At 56.1% G+C, this 16,428-nt stretch carries 14 protein-coding genes and 1 pseudogene; 8 read left to right on the top strand and 7 right to left on the bottom strand.

The window, feature by feature from the left end:
* Nucleotides 1-57 precede the first annotated feature (57 nt).
* Genes AUC61_RS08680 through AUC61_RS08670 form a run of 3 tightly spaced genes read left to right on the top strand, consistent with a single transcriptional unit; the run spans nucleotide 58 to nucleotide 3,122 of the window.
* Entirely contained in the window at nucleotides 58-1,239 is a 1,182-nt protein-coding gene (locus AUC61_RS08680; RefSeq protein WP_027900710.1) for an amino acid ABC transporter permease, read from the top strand.
* A 10-nt stretch (nucleotides 1,240-1,249) separates the two neighbouring features.
* Nucleotides 1,250-2,347: an amino acid ABC transporter permease gene (locus tag AUC61_RS08675; protein WP_095101374.1), complete on the top strand. Its 1,098-nt coding sequence runs from the start codon at nucleotides 1,250-1,252 to the stop codon at nucleotides 2,345-2,347.
* 10 nt (nucleotides 2,348-2,357) lie between these two features.
* Nucleotides 2,358-3,122: an amino acid ABC transporter ATP-binding protein gene (locus AUC61_RS08670; protein WP_027900712.1), complete on the top strand. Its 765-nt coding sequence runs from the start codon at nucleotides 2,358-2,360 to the stop codon at nucleotides 3,120-3,122.
* Between the two features lie 1,118 nt (nucleotides 3,123-4,240).
* Here AUC61_RS08670 and AUC61_RS08665 read toward each other — a convergent pair.
* From AUC61_RS08665 to AUC61_RS08655, 3 genes and pseudogenes are all read right to left on the bottom strand, one after another.
* On the bottom strand, nucleotides 4,241-4,945 hold the full coding sequence (locus tag AUC61_RS08665; protein ID WP_243245532.1) for a DUF4225 domain-containing protein: 705 nt from the start codon (nucleotides 4,943-4,945) through the stop codon (nucleotides 4,241-4,243).
* Nucleotides 4,945-5,427, bottom strand: coding sequence for an Hcp family type VI secretion system effector (locus AUC61_RS08660; protein ID WP_243245531.1), 483 nt, complete (start codon nucleotides 5,425-5,427; stop codon nucleotides 4,945-4,947). Before AUC61_RS08660 ends, AUC61_RS08665 begins: the two co-directional genes overlap by 1 nt.
* A gap of 176 nt (nucleotides 5,428-5,603) precedes the next feature.
* A pseudogene (locus tag AUC61_RS08655) lies at nucleotides 5,604-5,786 on the bottom strand (DUF6124 family protein); the annotation flags it as partial.
* Between the two features lie 587 nt (nucleotides 5,787-6,373).
* On the opposite strand from AUC61_RS08655, the gene AUC61_RS08650 reads away from it, so the two are divergent.
* The 4 genes from AUC61_RS08650 (at nucleotide 6,374) to AUC61_RS08635 (ending at nucleotide 9,779) form a co-directional block, all read left to right on the top strand.
* On the top strand, nucleotides 6,374-7,603 hold the full coding sequence (locus AUC61_RS08650) for a CynX/NimT family MFS transporter (protein WP_243245530.1): 1,230 nt from the start codon (nucleotides 6,374-6,376) through the stop codon (nucleotides 7,601-7,603).
* Nucleotides 7,604-7,689: 86 nt separating this feature from the next.
* Nucleotides 7,690-8,175, top strand: coding sequence for a nuclear transport factor 2 family protein (locus tag AUC61_RS08645; protein ID WP_243245529.1), 486 nt, complete (start codon nucleotides 7,690-7,692; stop codon nucleotides 8,173-8,175).
* A 43-nt stretch (nucleotides 8,176-8,218) separates the two neighbouring features.
* A complete protein-coding gene (locus tag AUC61_RS08640; RefSeq protein WP_243245528.1) occupies nucleotides 8,219-8,530 on the top strand; it encodes a GIY-YIG nuclease family protein in 312 nt (103 codons plus the stop codon).
* 316 nt (nucleotides 8,531-8,846) lie between these two features.
* Nucleotides 8,847-9,779, top strand: coding sequence for a glutathione S-transferase family protein (locus tag AUC61_RS08635; RefSeq protein ID WP_243245527.1), 933 nt, complete (start codon nucleotides 8,847-8,849; stop codon nucleotides 9,777-9,779).
* 93 nt (nucleotides 9,780-9,872) lie between these two features.
* Here the strand turns inward: AUC61_RS08635 and AUC61_RS08630 are convergent, their stop codons facing one another.
* A complete protein-coding gene (locus tag AUC61_RS08630) occupies nucleotides 9,873-10,223 on the bottom strand; it encodes a glutaredoxin family protein (RefSeq protein WP_243245526.1) in 351 nt (116 codons plus the stop codon).
* A 12-nt stretch (nucleotides 10,224-10,235) separates the two neighbouring features.
* A complete protein-coding gene (gene yejK / locus AUC61_RS08625) occupies nucleotides 10,236-11,237 on the bottom strand; it encodes a nucleoid-associated protein YejK (RefSeq protein WP_027900722.1) in 1,002 nt (333 codons plus the stop codon).
* 404 nt (nucleotides 11,238-11,641) lie between these two features.
* On the opposite strand from yejK, the gene AUC61_RS08620 reads away from it, so the two are divergent.
* Nucleotides 11,642-11,923, top strand: coding sequence for an HU family DNA-binding protein (locus AUC61_RS08620; RefSeq protein WP_027900723.1), 282 nt, complete (start codon nucleotides 11,642-11,644; stop codon nucleotides 11,921-11,923).
* A gap of 189 nt (nucleotides 11,924-12,112) precedes the next feature.
* Here the strand turns inward: AUC61_RS08620 and rlmF are convergent, their stop codons facing one another.
* Together rlmF and AUC61_RS08610 are read right to left on the bottom strand one after the other, a co-directional pair.
* Nucleotides 12,113-13,135 carry a 23S rRNA (adenine(1618)-N(6))-methyltransferase RlmF gene (rlmF, locus tag AUC61_RS08615; RefSeq protein ID WP_243245525.1) on the bottom strand — a complete coding sequence of 341 codons (1,023 nt, stop codon included), beginning with the start codon at nucleotides 13,133-13,135 and terminating at the stop codon, nucleotides 12,113-12,115.
* A 170-nt stretch (nucleotides 13,136-13,305) separates the two neighbouring features.
* Complete coding sequence (locus tag AUC61_RS08610; RefSeq protein ID WP_243245524.1) at nucleotides 13,306-16,152, bottom strand: valine--tRNA ligase; 2,847 nt, start codon at nucleotides 16,150-16,152, stop codon at nucleotides 13,306-13,308.
* Nucleotides 16,153-16,428 lie beyond the last annotated feature (276 nt).

Genomic DNA, 16,428 nt, shown 5'->3' with positions numbered 1-16,428 from the left:
CGCCAGCCTTCACCGGCTGTCGGGCGCCGTTTTGTTTCATTTTTCCTGGGGCACTTCATGGAAAAGCAAATCGTCGCACCCAAGCAAAAGCTCTCTTTGAGCGACCCAAAAGTGCGCGCGTGGTTATTTCAGATCATCACCGTATTGGCAGTGGTCTCGTTGGGCTGGTTCATGTTCGACAACACCCAGACCAACCTCCAGCACCGTGGTATTACCTCGGGTTTTGGATTTCTTGAACGCAGTGCCGGGTTTGGCATTGCGCAGCATTTGATCGATTACACGGAAGCGGACAGCTATGCCCGTGTGTTTGTCATCGGCTTGCTTAATACGCTGCTGGTGTCGGTCATCGGTATTTTCCTGGCCACGATCCTGGGCTTCATCATCGGCGTTGCACGCTTGTCACCGAACTGGATGATCAGCAAGCTGGCAACCGTCTACGTGGAAGTCTTCCGTAACATCCCGCCGTTGTTGCAGATCCTGTTCTGGTACACCGCTGTGTTCCTGACGCTGCCGGGTCCGAGACAAGCACACGGTTACTTCGACATGTTCTTTATCAGCAGCCGTGGTTTGAACATGCCGAGCGCTGTTGCCGCCGAAGGTGCCTGGCCATTCGTGACCAGCATCATTGTGGCTATCGTCGCTATCGTGGCGATGACCCGTTGGGCCAACAAGCGCTTTGAAGCGACCGGCGAACCGTTCCACAAGTTCTGGGCTGGTCTGGCGCTGTTTCTGGGTATTCCGGCTCTGAGCATGCTGATTTTCGGTGCCCCGGTGCATTGGGAAGTGCCAGAGCTCAAAGGCTTCAACTTTGTTGGCGGCTGGGTACTGATCCCTGAGCTGATCTCTCTGACGCTGGCCCTGACGGTCTACACCGCCGCGTTCATCGCGGAAATCGTGCGTTCGGGTATCAAGTCGGTCAGCCATGGTCAGACTGAGGCCGCTCGCTCGTTGGGCCTGCGCCCCGGGCCGACGCTGCGCAAGGTCATCATCCCGCAAGCACTGCGCGTGATCATTCCGCCGTTGACCAGCCAATACCTGAACCTGGCGAAGAACTCCTCGCTGGCGGCCGCTATTGGTTATCCGGAAATGGTTTCGCTGTTCGCCGGTACCGTGCTTAACCAGACCGGTCAGGCCATCGAAGTAATTGCCATCACCATGAGTGTGTACCTGGCGATCAGTATCAGCATTTCCCTGCTGATGAACTGGTACAACAAGCGCATTGCGCTGATCGAGCGGTGAGGAAACGCGCATGACGACTCATACTTTCAAACCTGATATGCCACCACCGGGCAAAGTGTTCGGGCCCGTGGCGTGGATGCGGCAGAACCTGTTCTCCAGCTGGATCAACACGCTGCTGACCTTGTTCTCGCTGTACCTGATTTACCTGGTGGTGCCGCCGATTCTCAGTTGGGCATTGCTGGACGCCAACTGGATCGGTACCACACGGGCTGACTGCACCAAGGAAGGCGCCTGCTGGGTATTTATCCAACAGCGTTTTGGCCAGTTCATGTACGGCTACTTCCCGACCGAACTGCGCTGGAGGGTGGACCTGACCGCCATTCTGGCCATCGTCGGTGCGGCACCGCTGTTTATCTCGAAGTTCCCACGTAAAGCGATTTACGCGATTGGCTTCCTGATCATTTACCCGATTGTTGCTTTCTACCTGCTGAGCGGCGACGCGTTTGGTCTGACCCACGTGGCTACCAGCCAGTGGGGCGGTCTGATGCTGACGCTGGTGATTGCCACCGTCGGTATCGCCGGTGCATTGCCATTAGGTATTTTGCTGGCGCTTGGTCGTCGTTCCAACATGCCCGCAGTGCGCGTGGTGTGTGTGACGTTCATCGAGTTCTGGCGCGGCGTGCCGTTGATCACCGTGCTGTTCATGTCCTCGGTGATGTTGCCGCTGTTCATGCCGGAAGGGATGAACTTCGACAAACTGCTGCGGGCCTTGATCGGCGTGATCCTGTTCCAGTCGGCGTACATCGCCGAAGTGGTGCGTGGTGGCATGCAGGCAATCCCTAAAGGTCAGTACGAAGCTGCCGCGGCCATGGGCCTCGGTTACTGGCGCAGCATGGGCCTGGTGATTCTGCCGCAGGCGTTGAAGATGGTTATCCCCGGCATCGTCAACACCTTCATTGCCCTGTTCAAAGACACCAGTCTGGTGATCATTATCGGCCTGTTCGACCTGCTCAACAGCGTCAAGCAAGCCACCGCCGACCCGTCGTGGTTGGGTATGGCCACCGAGGGCTATGTCTTCGCAGCCCTGGTGTTCTGGATCTTCTGTTTCGGTATGTCCCGCTATTCCATGCACTTGGAACGTAAGCTGGACACAGGCCACAAGCGTTAGGAGTTTTGACATGAGTGAAGTTATCACCAAGCCTCTGGGCGCCGAAGGCATGATCCGGATGGAAGGCGTCCATAAATGGTACGGCCAGTTCCACGTGCTCAAGGACATCAACCTGAACGTGCGTCAGGGCGAGCGTATCGTGTTGTGCGGCCCGTCGGGCTCGGGCAAATCCACGACCATTCGTTGCCTGAACCGTCTGGAAGAGCACCAGCAAGGCAAGATCATCGTTGATGGCACCGAGCTGACTTCGGACCTCAAGCAGATCGAAACCATCCGCCGTGAAGTCGGCATGGTGTTCCAGCACTTCAACCTGTTCCCGCATCTGACCATTCTGCAGAACTGCACACTGGCCCCGATGTGGGTGCGCAAGATGCCGAAGAAAAAGGCTGAAGAAATCGCCATGCACTACTTGGAACGAGTACGCATTCCAGAGCAGGCGCATAAATTCCCGGGCCAGCTTTCCGGCGGTCAGCAACAGCGTGTGGCGATTGCCCGTGCCCTGTGCATGAAGCCGAAAATCATGCTGTTCGACGAGCCGACCTCGGCACTCGACCCGGAAATGGTGAAAGAGGTGCTGGACACCATGGTCGGCCTGGCTGAAGAAGGCATGACCATGCTCTGCGTAACCCACGAAATGGGTTTCGCCCGCACCGTGGCCAACCGCGTGATCTTCATGGACAAAGGCGAAATCGTCGAACAGGCTGCGCCGAACGACTTCTTCGACAATCCACAGAGTGACCGTACGCGTCTGTTCCTGAGCCAGATCCTGCATTGATTGGTTGAGTGATGGACTGAAAAACCCGGACGTTGAGTTCGGGTTTTTTTATGGGCGCAGGAAAGGCTGGAATTGCCGTTCAACAGGTAGGAGCGAACTTGTTCGCGAGGCGGTTTGTCTGGTAACACCCACCTCTGAGGTTCTCACCGATCTTCTCAGCGGTCTGATTGGTCTGTTGCTTTGTTTTAGACATAGAGTCATGTCTTCTTTTTCCTCATCCAGGACCTGACGCTATTTTCACCAGGTAGGGCGTAAGCGTGTGCCAATATCATAAATAGCGACAGCCATCCCATAGGCTCTCGCTCGTATACTCCCAGGAATGGCAAAGCCCCTGTTTCGAGGAAGCGCCAATGTAAATAGGAAAAAAATATGCCGTATAGTGTCGCTGCAACTGATTTTGTCCGTGTGTGGTTTTCTCCACTGAATGCAAATTTTGCCCATAAGGCCGGTAAGTAAAATAGCAGGCAGCCAATCACGAAAAATAGGTTGAATAAAAAGTCACTCATTATCTTTGACTTCTTCAGTCATGTCCAAGTTTTGCATTTCCAGTTTTTAAATATGTCTACAGCGTCCGACCATGCTTTCTATGGTGCATACGTACGCCCCAAATGCCAAGTAGGACGCAAATGGGGTAGGTGACGTACCCAATCAGCCTCCAATGCTCGGGCTTCAGTGTTATAAACTCTGATAGAATATAATTAAAAACCGTTGTGTAGAATAATGCGCCGCCGAAAACAAGAATTGAGACTCTTAGGTAGTACATTATAAGGTCTATATTTAGTGTTAATGATTTCCGAGTTCCATTACGGGCTACATAAAGCGTAAGCTTGGGTTCTGTATATTGAGTGGGCTTACTCAGTGTCGCCATCATGTAGCCGTAAACAAGCGCCATGATGAACGAAAAAAAATCTACAAATGGAGCATCTTCAATGTTTGTTAGAGGGATGTTTCCTGTTCTGGAAATTCCTATGTTAATAATCATGAGGGCTATATTATAAGTGAAAAATATGCGATATGAGGTGATGGTGAAGTCGGTGCCAGATGATGCTTGGTTTGCCCACATTGAAGGTAAAAATAGCATTATGCTTACGGCAAAGAAGCTGAGGTATAACGAGAACTCAATCATTTTTTTTCAATTCGTCATGTATGCTTTTCGTGGTGAAAGCGCCGGCTGCAGCATCGAAGCCTAGAATCCAGTTCGGTGTGCTTTTGTAAGCCCTTATGTAGTCAGTTTCTATATATCTATAGAGTCGCCATGCGCCAGGTTTGAGGGTTTTCCTAAAAGTACCGTATAGCGACGTTGCGATGTCCGCTACTCCATAAGCAATGTCGCCTTCCGCTGTTCCGTACCCCCGTTCCTCAGCCAGCTTGCGGTACACCATTCTGGTTGCGCCCACTGTATCGGAACTGCCCTCCCATAAGTTAACGGTGTTCTCGTGGATGTTATTCATGCCGTGCGCAATCATGAACGCACCTCCCGCGCATGCAAGTCCACCTGATGCAGTACATATTGCGACTCCACCTGCGAATTGAAACCCACCGGCGACAAGGCCTACAGATTGAGAGAGGACTGTCCATTGGTGGCTTGTCAGTAATGTATGTTTATCTCTGAATGCCTTTAATCCTTCCAGGATGCTTTTTTTGCCACCCTCAACATCCCTAACAATCCCCTGCGCGTAATACGCCACTTCCCGATTGAATTGCAGCCGCAACATACCGTCCTGAATATGCTGCATGCTCAACGTGCAAGCGTGATTCGTCAGCGCAACAGCGGCCTGTTTAAGCTGCTTGGTCTCTGAAGTGTTTGATTTGGGATCCGCCATCAAGACTCACCCCAGTAGCTATAACCACTGGTCCCTGCTGCGTGGTGGGTCCAGCTGATGTCGCCGTAGCGAATGGCGAGTTGTTCGGCGGGTTCGGCGTCGTTATCGAGGGTGACGTGAGGCGTTTGAACGATCAGGTTTTCGATGACCGCGTCCTGGATTTCGACGCTATAGAACTTTTCCTGACTGCCGTTGGGCGTGGTGCGGTAGAAATCGATCTTGCAGGTTATGGACTCGCGTTGCGCCAAGGCTTGAGCCAGCAGCGGGGAAGATTTGTCGATGTTCTTGGTAATGACGACAGGCATGTGCGTGGCGCGGTCGATGTTGGCGACGTTGGCCATCTGATGCGTGTAGGACAGCACCATGATTTCGTTCAGGTGTGCTTCCTGGCATTTGTTACCCATGGACTCTTGGGTCGAACAGCCTGCGGAGATATCGCCCTGTTCTTTGCCCTTGATGGTCATGTAAATGGGATGAGCCATGGCGTGATCGTCCTGAAATAAATGGACGATCATTTTATGGAGGGGCGATCAGGGGTTATGTAGGGCGTTTCTGTGATTGTCGAAGGGCGTTGCGCGATTGTGGATTCTTGTAGGAGCTGCCGAAGGCTGCGAAATCGATTTGTCTGAAATAACGCTTTCGCAGCCTTCGGCAGCTCCTACAAAGGATTCTCGGTTTTGAGCAGGGATTTCTCCACGGCCCCGCGCGCCATATCAATCAAGTGCACCACCGAAAACGCCAGGTCGCGTTTACTGCCGGTTAGGTGATCGGCGGACTCATAGGCAGTGGCGGCTGCGCAACGCAGCAGGTCGGCGGCATGGGCCATGGTTTTGGCGGCTGAATCGGTGTTGGTGTTAAGCATGTACAACTCCTATTGGATACGGAGCCAGCACGCTTCGCTACTAAACGAAGGGTGGCGGCTGTGCAGCAGGTTAGTAGACCGGACAATAGGAGAAACCGGCGCACCCGAAGATGCCCTGCGCACAGCCACCTTAACGGTGAGCACCTGTGCGCCTATTGGTCCGGGCTACTAAACCCGATCGCTGATGTGCAGCGACCGACGCAGCCTAGTGAGCCGGATTTACAGGCGCAAGTGAGGGACAAGTTTCTCGGAAAGGTCTGGCAGGTGGAAGGGATGGGGTCTGGCAAAAGTGTTGCGGCAAGTGCCTTGAGGGCAGGATCAGGGCTGATGATGTTGCAGTGGCGCAAACCTGTGGGAGCTGGGCTTGCCCGCGATAAGGCTGGACGCGATCTAAAGTGAATTGCTTCTAGCCTTTTCGCGGGCAAGCACCGCTCCCACAATCAGATCGCATCTTGCCTGTCATCTGTATTCAATCCCCGCAAAACTTGTATTCATCTGCGTTCTCCAACACGATGCACCTTTTTGGCGCTCTGCGCTGCTTCATCACCTGCCCCCACGAGAATGAAATGACGACCAAGGCGCCATCGGCGAGCACGACCCTGCAAGATCAACCCTCACTGCTTAAAAGTCGCTGGCTGCTCTTGCTCGGTCTGGTGCTGGTAGCGCTTAACCTGCGCCCGGCGCTTTCAAGCATCGCGCCGTTACTTAATGATGTGTCTGACAGCCTGGGCATGTCCGCCGCCGAGGCCGGGTTGCTGACCACGTTGCCAGTGTTGTGTCTGGGGCTGTTCGCGCCACTTGCGCCATTGCTTGCGCGCCGTTTTGGTGCGGAGCGGGTGGTGCTGGTGATTCTGCTGACGCTCGCGGGCGGGCTGGCGTTGCGTAGCTTGTTTGGCGAACCCGGCCTGTTCATCGGCAGCCTGGTGGCCGGTGCCAGTATCGGCATTATCGGCGTCTTGTTGCCCGGTATCGTCAAGCGCGACTTCCCTCGGCAAGCTGGCGCTCTGATGGGGGTCTACACCATGGCGTTGTGTCTGGGCGCGGCGATTGCGGCGGGCTCAACAGTGCCGCTCAGCCAGTATTTCAATGACAGTTGGGCGATCGGTCTTGGTATCTGGTTGGTGCCTGCAGTCATCGCCGCCATTGTCTGGTTTCCCCAGGCTCGCGAAGCGCACGACAGCAATCGTGCGGTCTATCGCGTCAAAGGCCTGCTGCGTGATCGCCTCGCGTGGCAGGTCACGCTGTACATGGGGTTGCAGTCGTCGCTGTCGTACATTGTTTTTGGCTGGCTGCCCTCGATCCTGATCGGTCGCGGGCTGTCGCCGACACACGCGGGGCTGCTGCTGTCAGGTTCGATCATTGTGCAGGTCATCAGCGCGTTGAGCGTCCCATGGCTCGCCACGCGCGGCAAGGATCAGCGTTTGCCAATTCTGTTGGTGATGATCCTGACCTTGACCGGTCTTTTCGGCTGTCTTTATGCGCCGCTGGAAGGTTTGTGGGCGTGGGGCATTCTGCTGGGAGTGGGGCAGGGCGGCACGTTCAGCCTTGCGTTGGCATTGATTGTTCTGCGCTCGCGTGACTCGCATGTGGCCTCCAACCTGTCGAGCATGGCTCAGGGCATCGGCTACACGATTGCGGCCATGGGGCCGTTCGCCGTAGGTGTCGTGCATGACATGACCGGCAGTTGGGACGCCGTCGGCTGGATATTTGCTGTGCTGGGCCTGGGTGCAGTCATCGCGGGAATGGGCGCGGGGCGCGCGTTGTTTGTCGATGTGACCAGCGAAAAAGTTGAGTAGCAGAATTTGCCCGGTGAATGTCTGTAGTAAAGCGGCCAAATGCCGCTTATCGTGCAGGCACCTTTTGCTCCAATGGACCTGCATGCATGAGCGACGAAGATAAACGCCTGATCAATAACGCGCTGATTACCCGCTTCTACGAGGCCTTCAACCGCCTTGACGCAGAAGCCATGGCCGCCTGCTACACAGATGACGTGCTGTTCAGCGATCCTGTCTTTGGCGAACTGCGCGGCCAGCAGGCCAGCGACATGTGGCGCATGCTCACGTCACGGGCCAAGGATTTCTCCCTGACGTTTGATGGCGTGCGCGCTGACGAGCGCAGTGGCGCTGCACATTGGGTTGCTACTTATCTGTTCAGTCAGACGGGCAACACCGTGGTTAACGATATCCAGGCGCGCTTCGTGTTTCGCGACGGCAAGATCGCCGAGCATCATGATCAATTCGACCTGTGGCGCTGGTCCCGACAGGCGCTGGGAGCCAAAGGCCTGTTGCTCGGCTGGACGCCTTTCGTGCAAAACGCCATCCGAGCTCAGGCGCAGAAGGGCCTCAAGGCGTTTCAGGCCGGACGTTGAGCCTCTGATAGAATCGTGTCTTTCGCGCCATTGATCTGCTGTCATGTCTGAAGCTCTATCCGCCCCTCTCAACGAACCCTCCGAACCAGCGGTTAGCAAACCCTGGTTCGTGTATCTGGTGCGTGCTGAAAACGGCTCGTTGTACTGCGGCATCAGTGACGATCCGCAACGTCGCTTCGCTGCTCATCAAAGTGGCAAAGGCGCGCGCTACTTCTATTCCAGCCCGGCAGTGGCACTTGTTTATGTTGAGCAGTGTGTGAGCAAGGGCGAGGCGTTGCGTCAGGAGCGGTTGATCAAGAAGCTGAGGAAGAGTGCGAAGGAGTGTCTGGCGGCGGGGTATTGCTCCGCGCCTTGACCATAATTCTCCGGGCGTACGTAATCTGTAGGAGTGAGCTTGCTCGCGATAGCAGTGCATCAGATAAATAATGGGTGTCTGACCCACTGCTATCGCGAGCAAGCTCACTCCTACAGATTTATATCTTTTCAGGCACTTCAGTTGGAGGTTACGACAGCGGTTGTCTGACACATGGTTGTTCGCAGCCTGCGGCAGCTCTTACAAGAGCCTGCGTCTTCGATCACTCGCTGTGATGATTTGCCATCAGGGCTGCCGGGTAGGCTCGTTGCTTATACCCGGTTAAGCTGCTGGTTTACCTTCTGTTGGAAAGCCAGCCATGACCGACATCATCCTGCACCATTACCCCACTTCGCTTTTCGCCGAAAAAGCCCGTTTGATGCTGGGGTTCAAAGGCCTGTCCTGGCGCTCCGTCAGTATCCCTTCGATCATGCCAAAACCCGACCTGACCGCGTTGACTGGCGGCTACCGCAAAACTCCGGTGCTGCAGATCGGCGCGGATATCTATTGCGACACAGCGCTGATGGCCCGCCGTCTGGAACAGGAAAAAGCCTCACCTGCGTTCTTCCCGGAAGGGCAGGAGTTCACGGTCGCCAGCTTTGCAGCGTGGGCCGACTCAGTAATGTTCATGCACGCCGTGAGCCTGGTGTTCCAGCCTGAGTCGCTCGCTGTGCGCTTCGCCAAGGTGCCACCTGAAGGGGTGAAAGCCTTCGTCGCTGATCGCGCTGCGTTGTTCCAAGGTGGCAATGCAACCCGCCTGCCCGTCGAGCAGGCCAAGCATCAATGGCCAACGCTGATGACGCGCCTGGAGTTGCAGTTGGAGCGCAATGGCGACTTCCTGTTTGGCGTGCCGTCGATTGCTGACTTTTCGGTTGCCCATACCCTGTGGTTCCTCAAGCAAACCCCGGTGACTGCGCCGTTTGTCGATGATTACCCTGAAGTGGCGGCGTGGTTAGGGCGCGTGTTGGGTTTTGGCCATGGCGCACCGAGCGAGTTGAGTTCGGCTGATGCGGTTGATATTGCCTTGAACGCGACGCCTGCCACATTGCCGGATGAGCAGTTCACTGATCCCAATGGCTTCAAGTCGGGAGATCACGTGACCGTTTCAGCGATTGATTACGGGGTTGATCCGGTTGAAGGCGAGTTGGTGTTCAGTGGCCGCGAAGAGCTGATTCTGCGTCGTGAGGACGAGCGGGCGGGTGTGGTGCATGTGCATTTCCCGCGGGTTGGTTTTCGGATCGAGAAGCACTGAAATTCGTTATCTGTAGGAGCTGCCGAAGGCTGCGAAAGCGGTCTGTCTGACATACCGTGATTCGCAGCCTGCGGCAGCTCCTACCGGTCGAGTTTATTTCAAAGCCGCCAATATCGCCTCTTCACTAAACCCCCGAATAATCGTGCCATTCACATCAATCAACGGGATGCCGCGGCCACCCAGCGCTTCGTAGGCCTTGCGTCCCTCATCTGACTTCTCGATGTCGTATTCCTTGAACGGGATACCTTTGCTGTCGAGAAAACGTCGGGTCTGTTTGCAGTAGCCGCACCACTCGGTCGCGTACATCACCACCCGGGCTTGCGCCTGGGTTTGCGCGGTAACGGCGTCCGAGGGGTTGAAGAAGTGCTCGATCTTGCCCCAGTTCTGATAAACCACGACGACGAGCATGATCAGGGCGAACTTCTTCAGGATACCTATCAGCATGATCGAGTGTCCTCAGCGACGCTTGAGCTGATCAGTGAGCTGCGTTGGCAGGCCTTTGATGATCAGGGTGCCAGCGGCTTCGTCGTATTCGATCTTGTCGCCCAGCAGGTGCGCTTCAAAGCTGATCGACAGGCCTTCCGCGCGGCCGGTGAAGCGACGGAACTGGTTAAGAGTGCGCTTATCGGCCGGGATCTCTGGTGACAGGCCGTAATCCTTGTTGCGGATGTGGTCGTAGAAGGCACGCGGGCGCTCTTCATCGATCAGGCCGGAGAGTTCTTCCAGGCCCATGGGCTCACCCATTTTGCTCTGGCTGCTGGCGTAGTCGACCAGGGTTTTGGTTTTCTCGCGGGCAGAGTCTTCAGGCAGGTCTTCGCTCTCGACGAAGTCGCTGAACGCTTTGAGCAAGGTGCGGGTTTCACCAGGGCCGTCAACGCCTTCCTGGCAGCCAATGAAGTCACGGAAGTACTCCGAGACTTTCTTGCCGTTCTTGCCCTTGATGAACGAGATGTACTGCTTGGACATCTTGTTGTTCTGCCACTCTGACACGTTGATCCGCGCTGCCAGGTGCAGTTGGCCCAGGTCCAGATGGCGAGACGGTGTAACGTCCAGGGTTTCACTCACGGCGACGCCTTCGCTGTGGTGCAGCAGGGCGATGACCAGATAATCCGTCATGCCTTGTTGGTAGTGGGCAAACAACACGTGCCCCCCCACGGACAGGTTGGATTCTTCCATCAGCTTTTGCAGGTGTTCGACTGCGACCCGGCTGAACGCCGTGAAGTCTTTGCCGCCGTCCATGTATTCCTTCAGCCAGCCGCTGAATGGATGCGCGCCTGACTCAGCGTGGAAAAAACCCCACGCCTTGCCTTGTTTGGCGTTATAGCTTTCGTTGAGGTCGGCCAGCATGTTCTCGATGGCCTGGGACTCAGCGAGTTCGGAGTCGCGTGCGTGGAGAACTGCGGGCGTACCGTCGGGTTTCTTGTCGATCAGGTGGACGATGCAATGACGGATCGGCATGGATTTCTCGGCTGGTTGTGAGCGGGATACTGACGAGCGGCGCTGCTCGGTTAACGGCGGTCAGTGTAACGCACCCGGACGCGAAACGCGGCTGCACCCCTTGGTTTTAGCTCTCATGGTGGTGTTTGAACGGTTTTTTTTGGCTGATTCGGCAGAATCCTGTCCAAACGGGTAGGTTAGTGCGGATATTTGCTCGGCTCTGTGCTAGTTTTGCCCCGTCTTGCGCAGCATAGCGCGCCAAGCACCGCAGTTTGTGTGCGTTCGGGCCGAACCAATGCCCGGTTTCAGTATCTACATTTCGCGATTAATCGTGGCTGCTACTGGAGGGTCGGGTTCATGATCTGACCCCAGGCCGATGCTGCACTCTGCAATCCAAATGAATTTGATAGGGAAGGAACACCACCATGGCTCTGACTAAAGACCAATTGATCGCCGATATCGCAGAAGCTATCGACGCGCCTAAAACCACCGCGCGTAATGCTCTTGAGCAATTGGGCCAGATTGTTGCCGACCAACTGGAAAACGGCGCTGAAATCACTCTGCCGGGCATCGGCAAGCTGAAAGTTGCCGAGCGTCCAGCTCGCACTGGCCGTAACCCTTCGACTGGCGCTGCCATCGAAATCGCTGCCAAGAAAGTCATCAAGTTCGTACCAGCTAAAGTGCTGAACGACTCGATCAACAAGTAAGCACACGCTTGCTGTTGAAAAAGCCGTGCGCCGGTTAACCGGGCACGGCTTTTTTGTGTCTGTCTATTGAAAATACGGGGCCTGTGGGAGCGAATTTATTCGCGAAGAGGTCGATACATTCAATGCATATCTATCGTGAGTAACGCCGTCTTCGCGAATAAATTCGCTCCCCAGGTGAGTGGCGGTTGTTTATTTCAACGCCCAACGCTCCTGACGCCAAGCCTCTTGTCTGGCCTTGTCATGGAAGGTCCACGCCACGAATCGGCTTTGCTTCTGACCCTGGCCCATCTCGACCACCTGGCTTTCAAACACGCCGACTTTCTTCAGTGTGCTTTGAATCATCGGCAGGTTCGACGCCTTTGAAACCAGCGTGCTGAACCACAACACCTGTTTCGCTGCTTGGGTGCTTTCTTTGATCAGTTGAGTGACGAAGCCGATTTCGCCGCCTTCACACCACAACTCCTGAGATTGCCCGCCGAAGTTCAGCACCGGCAGTTTGCGTTTCGGGTCCGCCTTGCCCAACGCCCGCCATTTACGCTGACTGCCGCGCTGTGCTTCTTCCAGAGATGAGTGGAAGGGCGGGTTGCAAAGGCTTACGTCGAAACGCTCATCGCTGCTGAGCAGGTCCAGCAGGATCTGTTTGCGATTACTTTGCTGACGCAGGCTGATGGCCTTGCTCAGGTTGTTGGACTTGATGATTGCAGTGGCGGCAGAAATGGCTGTCGGGTCAATGTCAGAGCCGAGGAACTGCCAACCATAGTCGCTGTGCCCGATCAGTGGATACACGCAGTTTGCACCGGTGCCGACGTCCAGCGCCTTGATCAAAGCGCCGCGAGGAATTACGCCTTCGTTGCGCTCAGCCAGCAGGTCGGCGAGGAAGTGCAGATAGTCAGCGCGACCAGGAATCGGCGGGCATAGATAGTCTGCCGGGATATCCCAGTGGGCAATGCCATAAAACGACTTGAGCAGCGCACGGTTGAACACGCGCACGGCGGCCGGGTTGGCGAAGTCGATGCTTTCCTTGCCATACGGGTTGGTGATCAGAAACTGACCCAGTTCCGGGCTGCTTTTGATCAGCTTGGGGAAGTCGTAATGGCCTTGATGGCGATTGCGTGGGTGCAAAGTGGCTTTTTCACGGGGCTCGGCAGGTTTGCCTGGCTGCGCCGATTTGGGCTTTTTGCGGGGTGGTTTTGGAGTATTCGGGATGGTCATGCCGATGAGGTCTCGTTGAAACGCAAAACCCTGTAGGAGTGAGCTTGCTCGCGATAGCGGTTTGTCAGGCACTAATCATGTGAATGACAGACCGCTATCGCGAGCAAGCTCACTCCTACAGGGTTTGAATAAATCAGCCAGCCTTGTGGAAGGCTGGCTGACTGTTTTATTTACAAACTCGCAATCCGCGCACGCTGCTCAGCCAGTTTGCCCAGAGCCTGTTCAGCTTCGGCCATCTTCGCGCGTTCCTTGGCGATGACTTCAGGCGGGGCCTTGTCGACGAAGGCAGCGTTGGACAGCTTGCCGCCCACTCGTTGCACTTCGCCTTGCAGACGCAGGATTTCCTTGTCCAGACGCGCCAGTTCGGCATCTTTGTCGATCAAGCCAGCCATCGGCACCAGCACTTCCATTTCACCCACCAGACCGGTGGCCGACAGCGGTGCTTCTGCGCCTGCTTCCAGTACGGTGATGGATTCCAGCTTGGCTAGTTTCTTCAGTAGGTAATCGTTTTCCTGCAGGCGACGCAAGTCTTCGGCGTTGACGTTCTTGAGGAACAGTTGCAGCGGCTTGCCAGGGCCAATGTTCATTTCGCCACGAATGTTACGGGTGGCGAGCATCAGGCCCTTGAGCCATTCGATGTCGTCTTCAGCGGCTTGATCGATGCGTGCTTCGTTGGCCACTGGCCAAGGTTGCAGCATGATGGTCTTGCCTTCTGCACCCGCCAGCGGCGCAAGGCGCTGCCAGATTTCTTCGGTGATGAACGGCATGAACGGATGCGCCAGACGCAGCGCAACTTCCAGCACGCGAACCAGCGTACGACGAGTACCGCGCTGACGTTCAACCGGGGCATTCTCGTCCCACAGCACAGGCTTGGAGAGTTCCAGGTACCAGTCGCAATACTGGTTCCAGATGAACTCGTACAGCGCCTGAGCCGCGAGGTCGAAACGGAACTGATCCAGCTGACGGGTCACTTCGGCTTCAGTGCGTTGCAGCTGCGAGATGATCCAGCGATCAGCCAGGGACAACTCGACTTCTTCGCCGTTCTGGCCGCAATCTTCGCCTTTATCCAGCACGTAGCGCGCCGCGTTCCAGATCTTGTTGCAGAAGTTGCGATAGCCTTCAACGCGGCCCATGTCGAACTTGATGTCGCGGCCGGTGGACGCCAGCGAGCAGAAGGTGAAGCGCAGGGCATCAGTACCGTAGCTGGCGATGCCATCGGCAAACTCGTCGCGAGTCTGCTTTTCAATCTTCTTCGCCAGTTTCGGCTGCATCATGCCGGAGGTGCGCTTCTGCACCAGGTCTTCCAGCTCAATGCCGTCGATGATGTCCAGCGGGTCCAGGACGTTGCCCTTGGACTTGGACATCTTCTGGCCCTGGCCATCTCGGACCAGACCGTGAACATATACCGTCTTGAACGGTACTTGCGGCGTGCCGTCTTCGTCTTTCACCAGGTGCATGGTGAGCATGATCATCCGGGCAACCCAGAAGAAAATGATGTCGAAGCCAGTCACCAGTACGTCGGTGGAGTGGAAGGTTTCCAGCGCCTTGGTCTTTTCCGGCCAGCCGAGGGTGGAGAACGTCCACAGGCCCGAACTGAACCAGGTGTCGAGTACGTCGTTGTCCTGTTGCAGCGCAACGTCGGGGCCCAGGTTGTTCTTGGCACGGACTTCGGCTTCGTCGCGACCGACGTATACCTTGCCGGACTCGTCGTACCAGGCCGGGATGCGGTGGCCCCACCAGAGCTGACGGCTGATGCACCAGTCCTGGATGTCACGCATCCAGGAGAAGTACATGTTTTCGTACTGCTTGGGCACGAAGGCGATGCGGCCGTCTTCTACGGCAGCAATAGCCGGTTCAGCCAAAGGCTTGGTAGACACGTACCACTGGTCAGTCAGCCACGGCTCGATGATAGTGCCGGAGCGGTCGCCTTTCGGGACTTTCAGGGCGTGATCGTCAACGCTGACCAGCAGGCCGGCGGCGTCGAATGCAGCAACGATTTGCTTGCGTGCTTCGAAGCGGTCTAGACCTGCGTATTCGGCAGGCAGGGTGCCGTCTACGCTTTCGTTCAGCGTGCCGTCGAGGTTGAACACCTGCGCTGCGGCCAGCACGTTGGCGTTCTTGTCGAAGATGTTCAACAACGGCAGGTTGTGACGCTTGCCGACTTCATAGTCGTTGAAATCGTGGGCCGGGGTGATTTTCACGCAGCCGGTGCCAAATTCAGGGTCGCAGTATTCATCCGCGATGATCGGGATGCGGCGGCCAACCAGTGGCAGCTCAACGAACTTGCCGATCAGTGCCTTGTAACGCTCGTCTTCCGGGTTAACGGCAACGGCGGCATCACCGAGCATAGTTTCCGGGCGCGTCGTGGCAACGATCAGGTAGTCCAGGCCGTCAGCGGTTTTCGCGCCGTCAGCCAGTGGATAACGCAGGTTCCACAGGAAGCCTTTCTCGTCGTGGTTCTCTACTTCGAGGTCGGAAATGGCGGTGTGCAGTTTGGTGTCCCAGTTGACCAGACGCTTGCCGCGATAGATCAGGCCGTCTTCGTGCAGGCGCACGAAGGCTTCTTTGACCGCGTCAGAAAGACCATCGTCCATGGTGAAGCGCTCACGGCTCCAGTCAACGGACGAGCCCAGGCGACGGATCTGACGGCTGATGTTGCCGCCGGACTGATCTTTCCATTCCCAGATTTTCTCGAGGAATTTATCGCGGCCCAGGTCATGACGGTTCAGGCCCTGCGCTTCGATCTGACGCTCTACCAGCATTTGCGTGGCGATACCGGCGTGGTCCGTGCCCGGCTGCCACAGGGTGTTGCGACCCTGCATGCGACGGAAACGGATCAAGGCGTCCATGATCGCGTTATTGAAACCATGGCCCATGTGCAGGCTGCCGGTGACGTTCGGCGGCGGGATCATGATGGTGTACGAGTCACCGGCACCTTGCGGGGCGAAGTAATTCTCGGATTCCCAGGTTTGATACCAGGAAGTTTCAATAGCGTGCGGCTGGTAGGTCTTGTCCATGCGCGGCGGGAACCTATTGCTGTAATTCAGGAAAGCCGACAAGTATAGCGGGGATGAACGGCTGGGCGTAGAGCGGGGCGATGATTAGCTGTAGGAGGTAGGCATATCCCTGTGGGACAGGCTCGCGCAAAATCTATCGGACTGCCAAAAACTGTGGGGATTCGATGTTGACCTGCAAGCCTTGTGTAGATACCTGTGGGAGCCGAGCTTGCTCGCGATGCAGGCGCAGCGAGGGCTCAGATACACCGCGTCATCGTTCATCGCGAGCAAGCTCGG

Source organism: Pseudomonas maioricensis, assembly GCF_022790535.1.
Taxonomy (GTDB): Bacteria; Pseudomonadota; Gammaproteobacteria; order Pseudomonadales; family Pseudomonadaceae; genus Aquipseudomonas; species Aquipseudomonas maioricensis.
The sequence above is the reverse complement of the archived record's forward strand: the minus strand, read 5'-3'. Positions and strand labels throughout refer to the sequence as shown.

Excerpts from the sequence above, each read along its gene's own strand:
- AUC61_RS08640 (WP_243245528.1), top strand. The coding sequence starts at position 8,219 with ATGTCTGAAGCTCTATCCGCCCCTCTCAACGAACCCTCCGAACCAGCG.
- AUC61_RS08645 (WP_243245529.1), top strand. The coding sequence starts at position 7,690 with ATGAGCGACGAAGATAAACGCCTGATCAATAACGCGCTGATTACCCGC.
- AUC61_RS08650 (WP_243245530.1), top strand. The coding sequence starts at position 6,374 with ATGACGACCAAGGCGCCATCGGCGAGCACGACCCTGCAAGATCAACCC.
- AUC61_RS08630 (WP_243245526.1), bottom strand. The coding sequence starts at position 10,223 with ATGCTGATAGGTATCCTGAAGAAGTTCGCCCTGATCATGCTCGTCGTC.
- AUC61_RS08620 (WP_027900723.1), top strand. The coding sequence starts at position 11,642 with ATGGCTCTGACTAAAGACCAATTGATCGCCGATATCGCAGAAGCTATC.
- rlmF (WP_243245525.1), bottom strand. The coding sequence starts at position 13,135 with ATGACCATCCCGAATACTCCAAAACCACCCCGCAAAAAGCCCAAATCG.
- AUC61_RS08670 (WP_027900712.1), top strand. The coding sequence starts at position 2,358 with ATGAGTGAAGTTATCACCAAGCCTCTGGGCGCCGAAGGCATGATCCGG.
- AUC61_RS08610 (WP_243245524.1), bottom strand. The coding sequence starts at position 16,152 with ATGGACAAGACCTACCAGCCGCACGCTATTGAAACTTCCTGGTATCAA.
- AUC61_RS08665 (WP_243245532.1), bottom strand. The coding sequence starts at position 4,945 with ATGGCGGATCCCAAATCAAACACTTCAGAGACCAAGCAGCTTAAACAG.
- yejK (WP_027900722.1), bottom strand. The coding sequence starts at position 11,237 with ATGCCGATCCGTCATTGCATCGTCCACCTGATCGACAAGAAACCCGAC.
- AUC61_RS08675 (WP_095101374.1), top strand. The coding sequence starts at position 1,250 with ATGACGACTCATACTTTCAAACCTGATATGCCACCACCGGGCAAAGTG.
- AUC61_RS08680 (WP_027900710.1), top strand. The coding sequence starts at position 58 with ATGGAAAAGCAAATCGTCGCACCCAAGCAAAAGCTCTCTTTGAGCGAC.
- AUC61_RS08635 (WP_243245527.1), top strand. The coding sequence starts at position 8,847 with ATGACCGACATCATCCTGCACCATTACCCCACTTCGCTTTTCGCCGAA.
- AUC61_RS08660 (WP_243245531.1), bottom strand. The coding sequence starts at position 5,427 with ATGGCTCATCCCATTTACATGACCATCAAGGGCAAAGAACAGGGCGAT.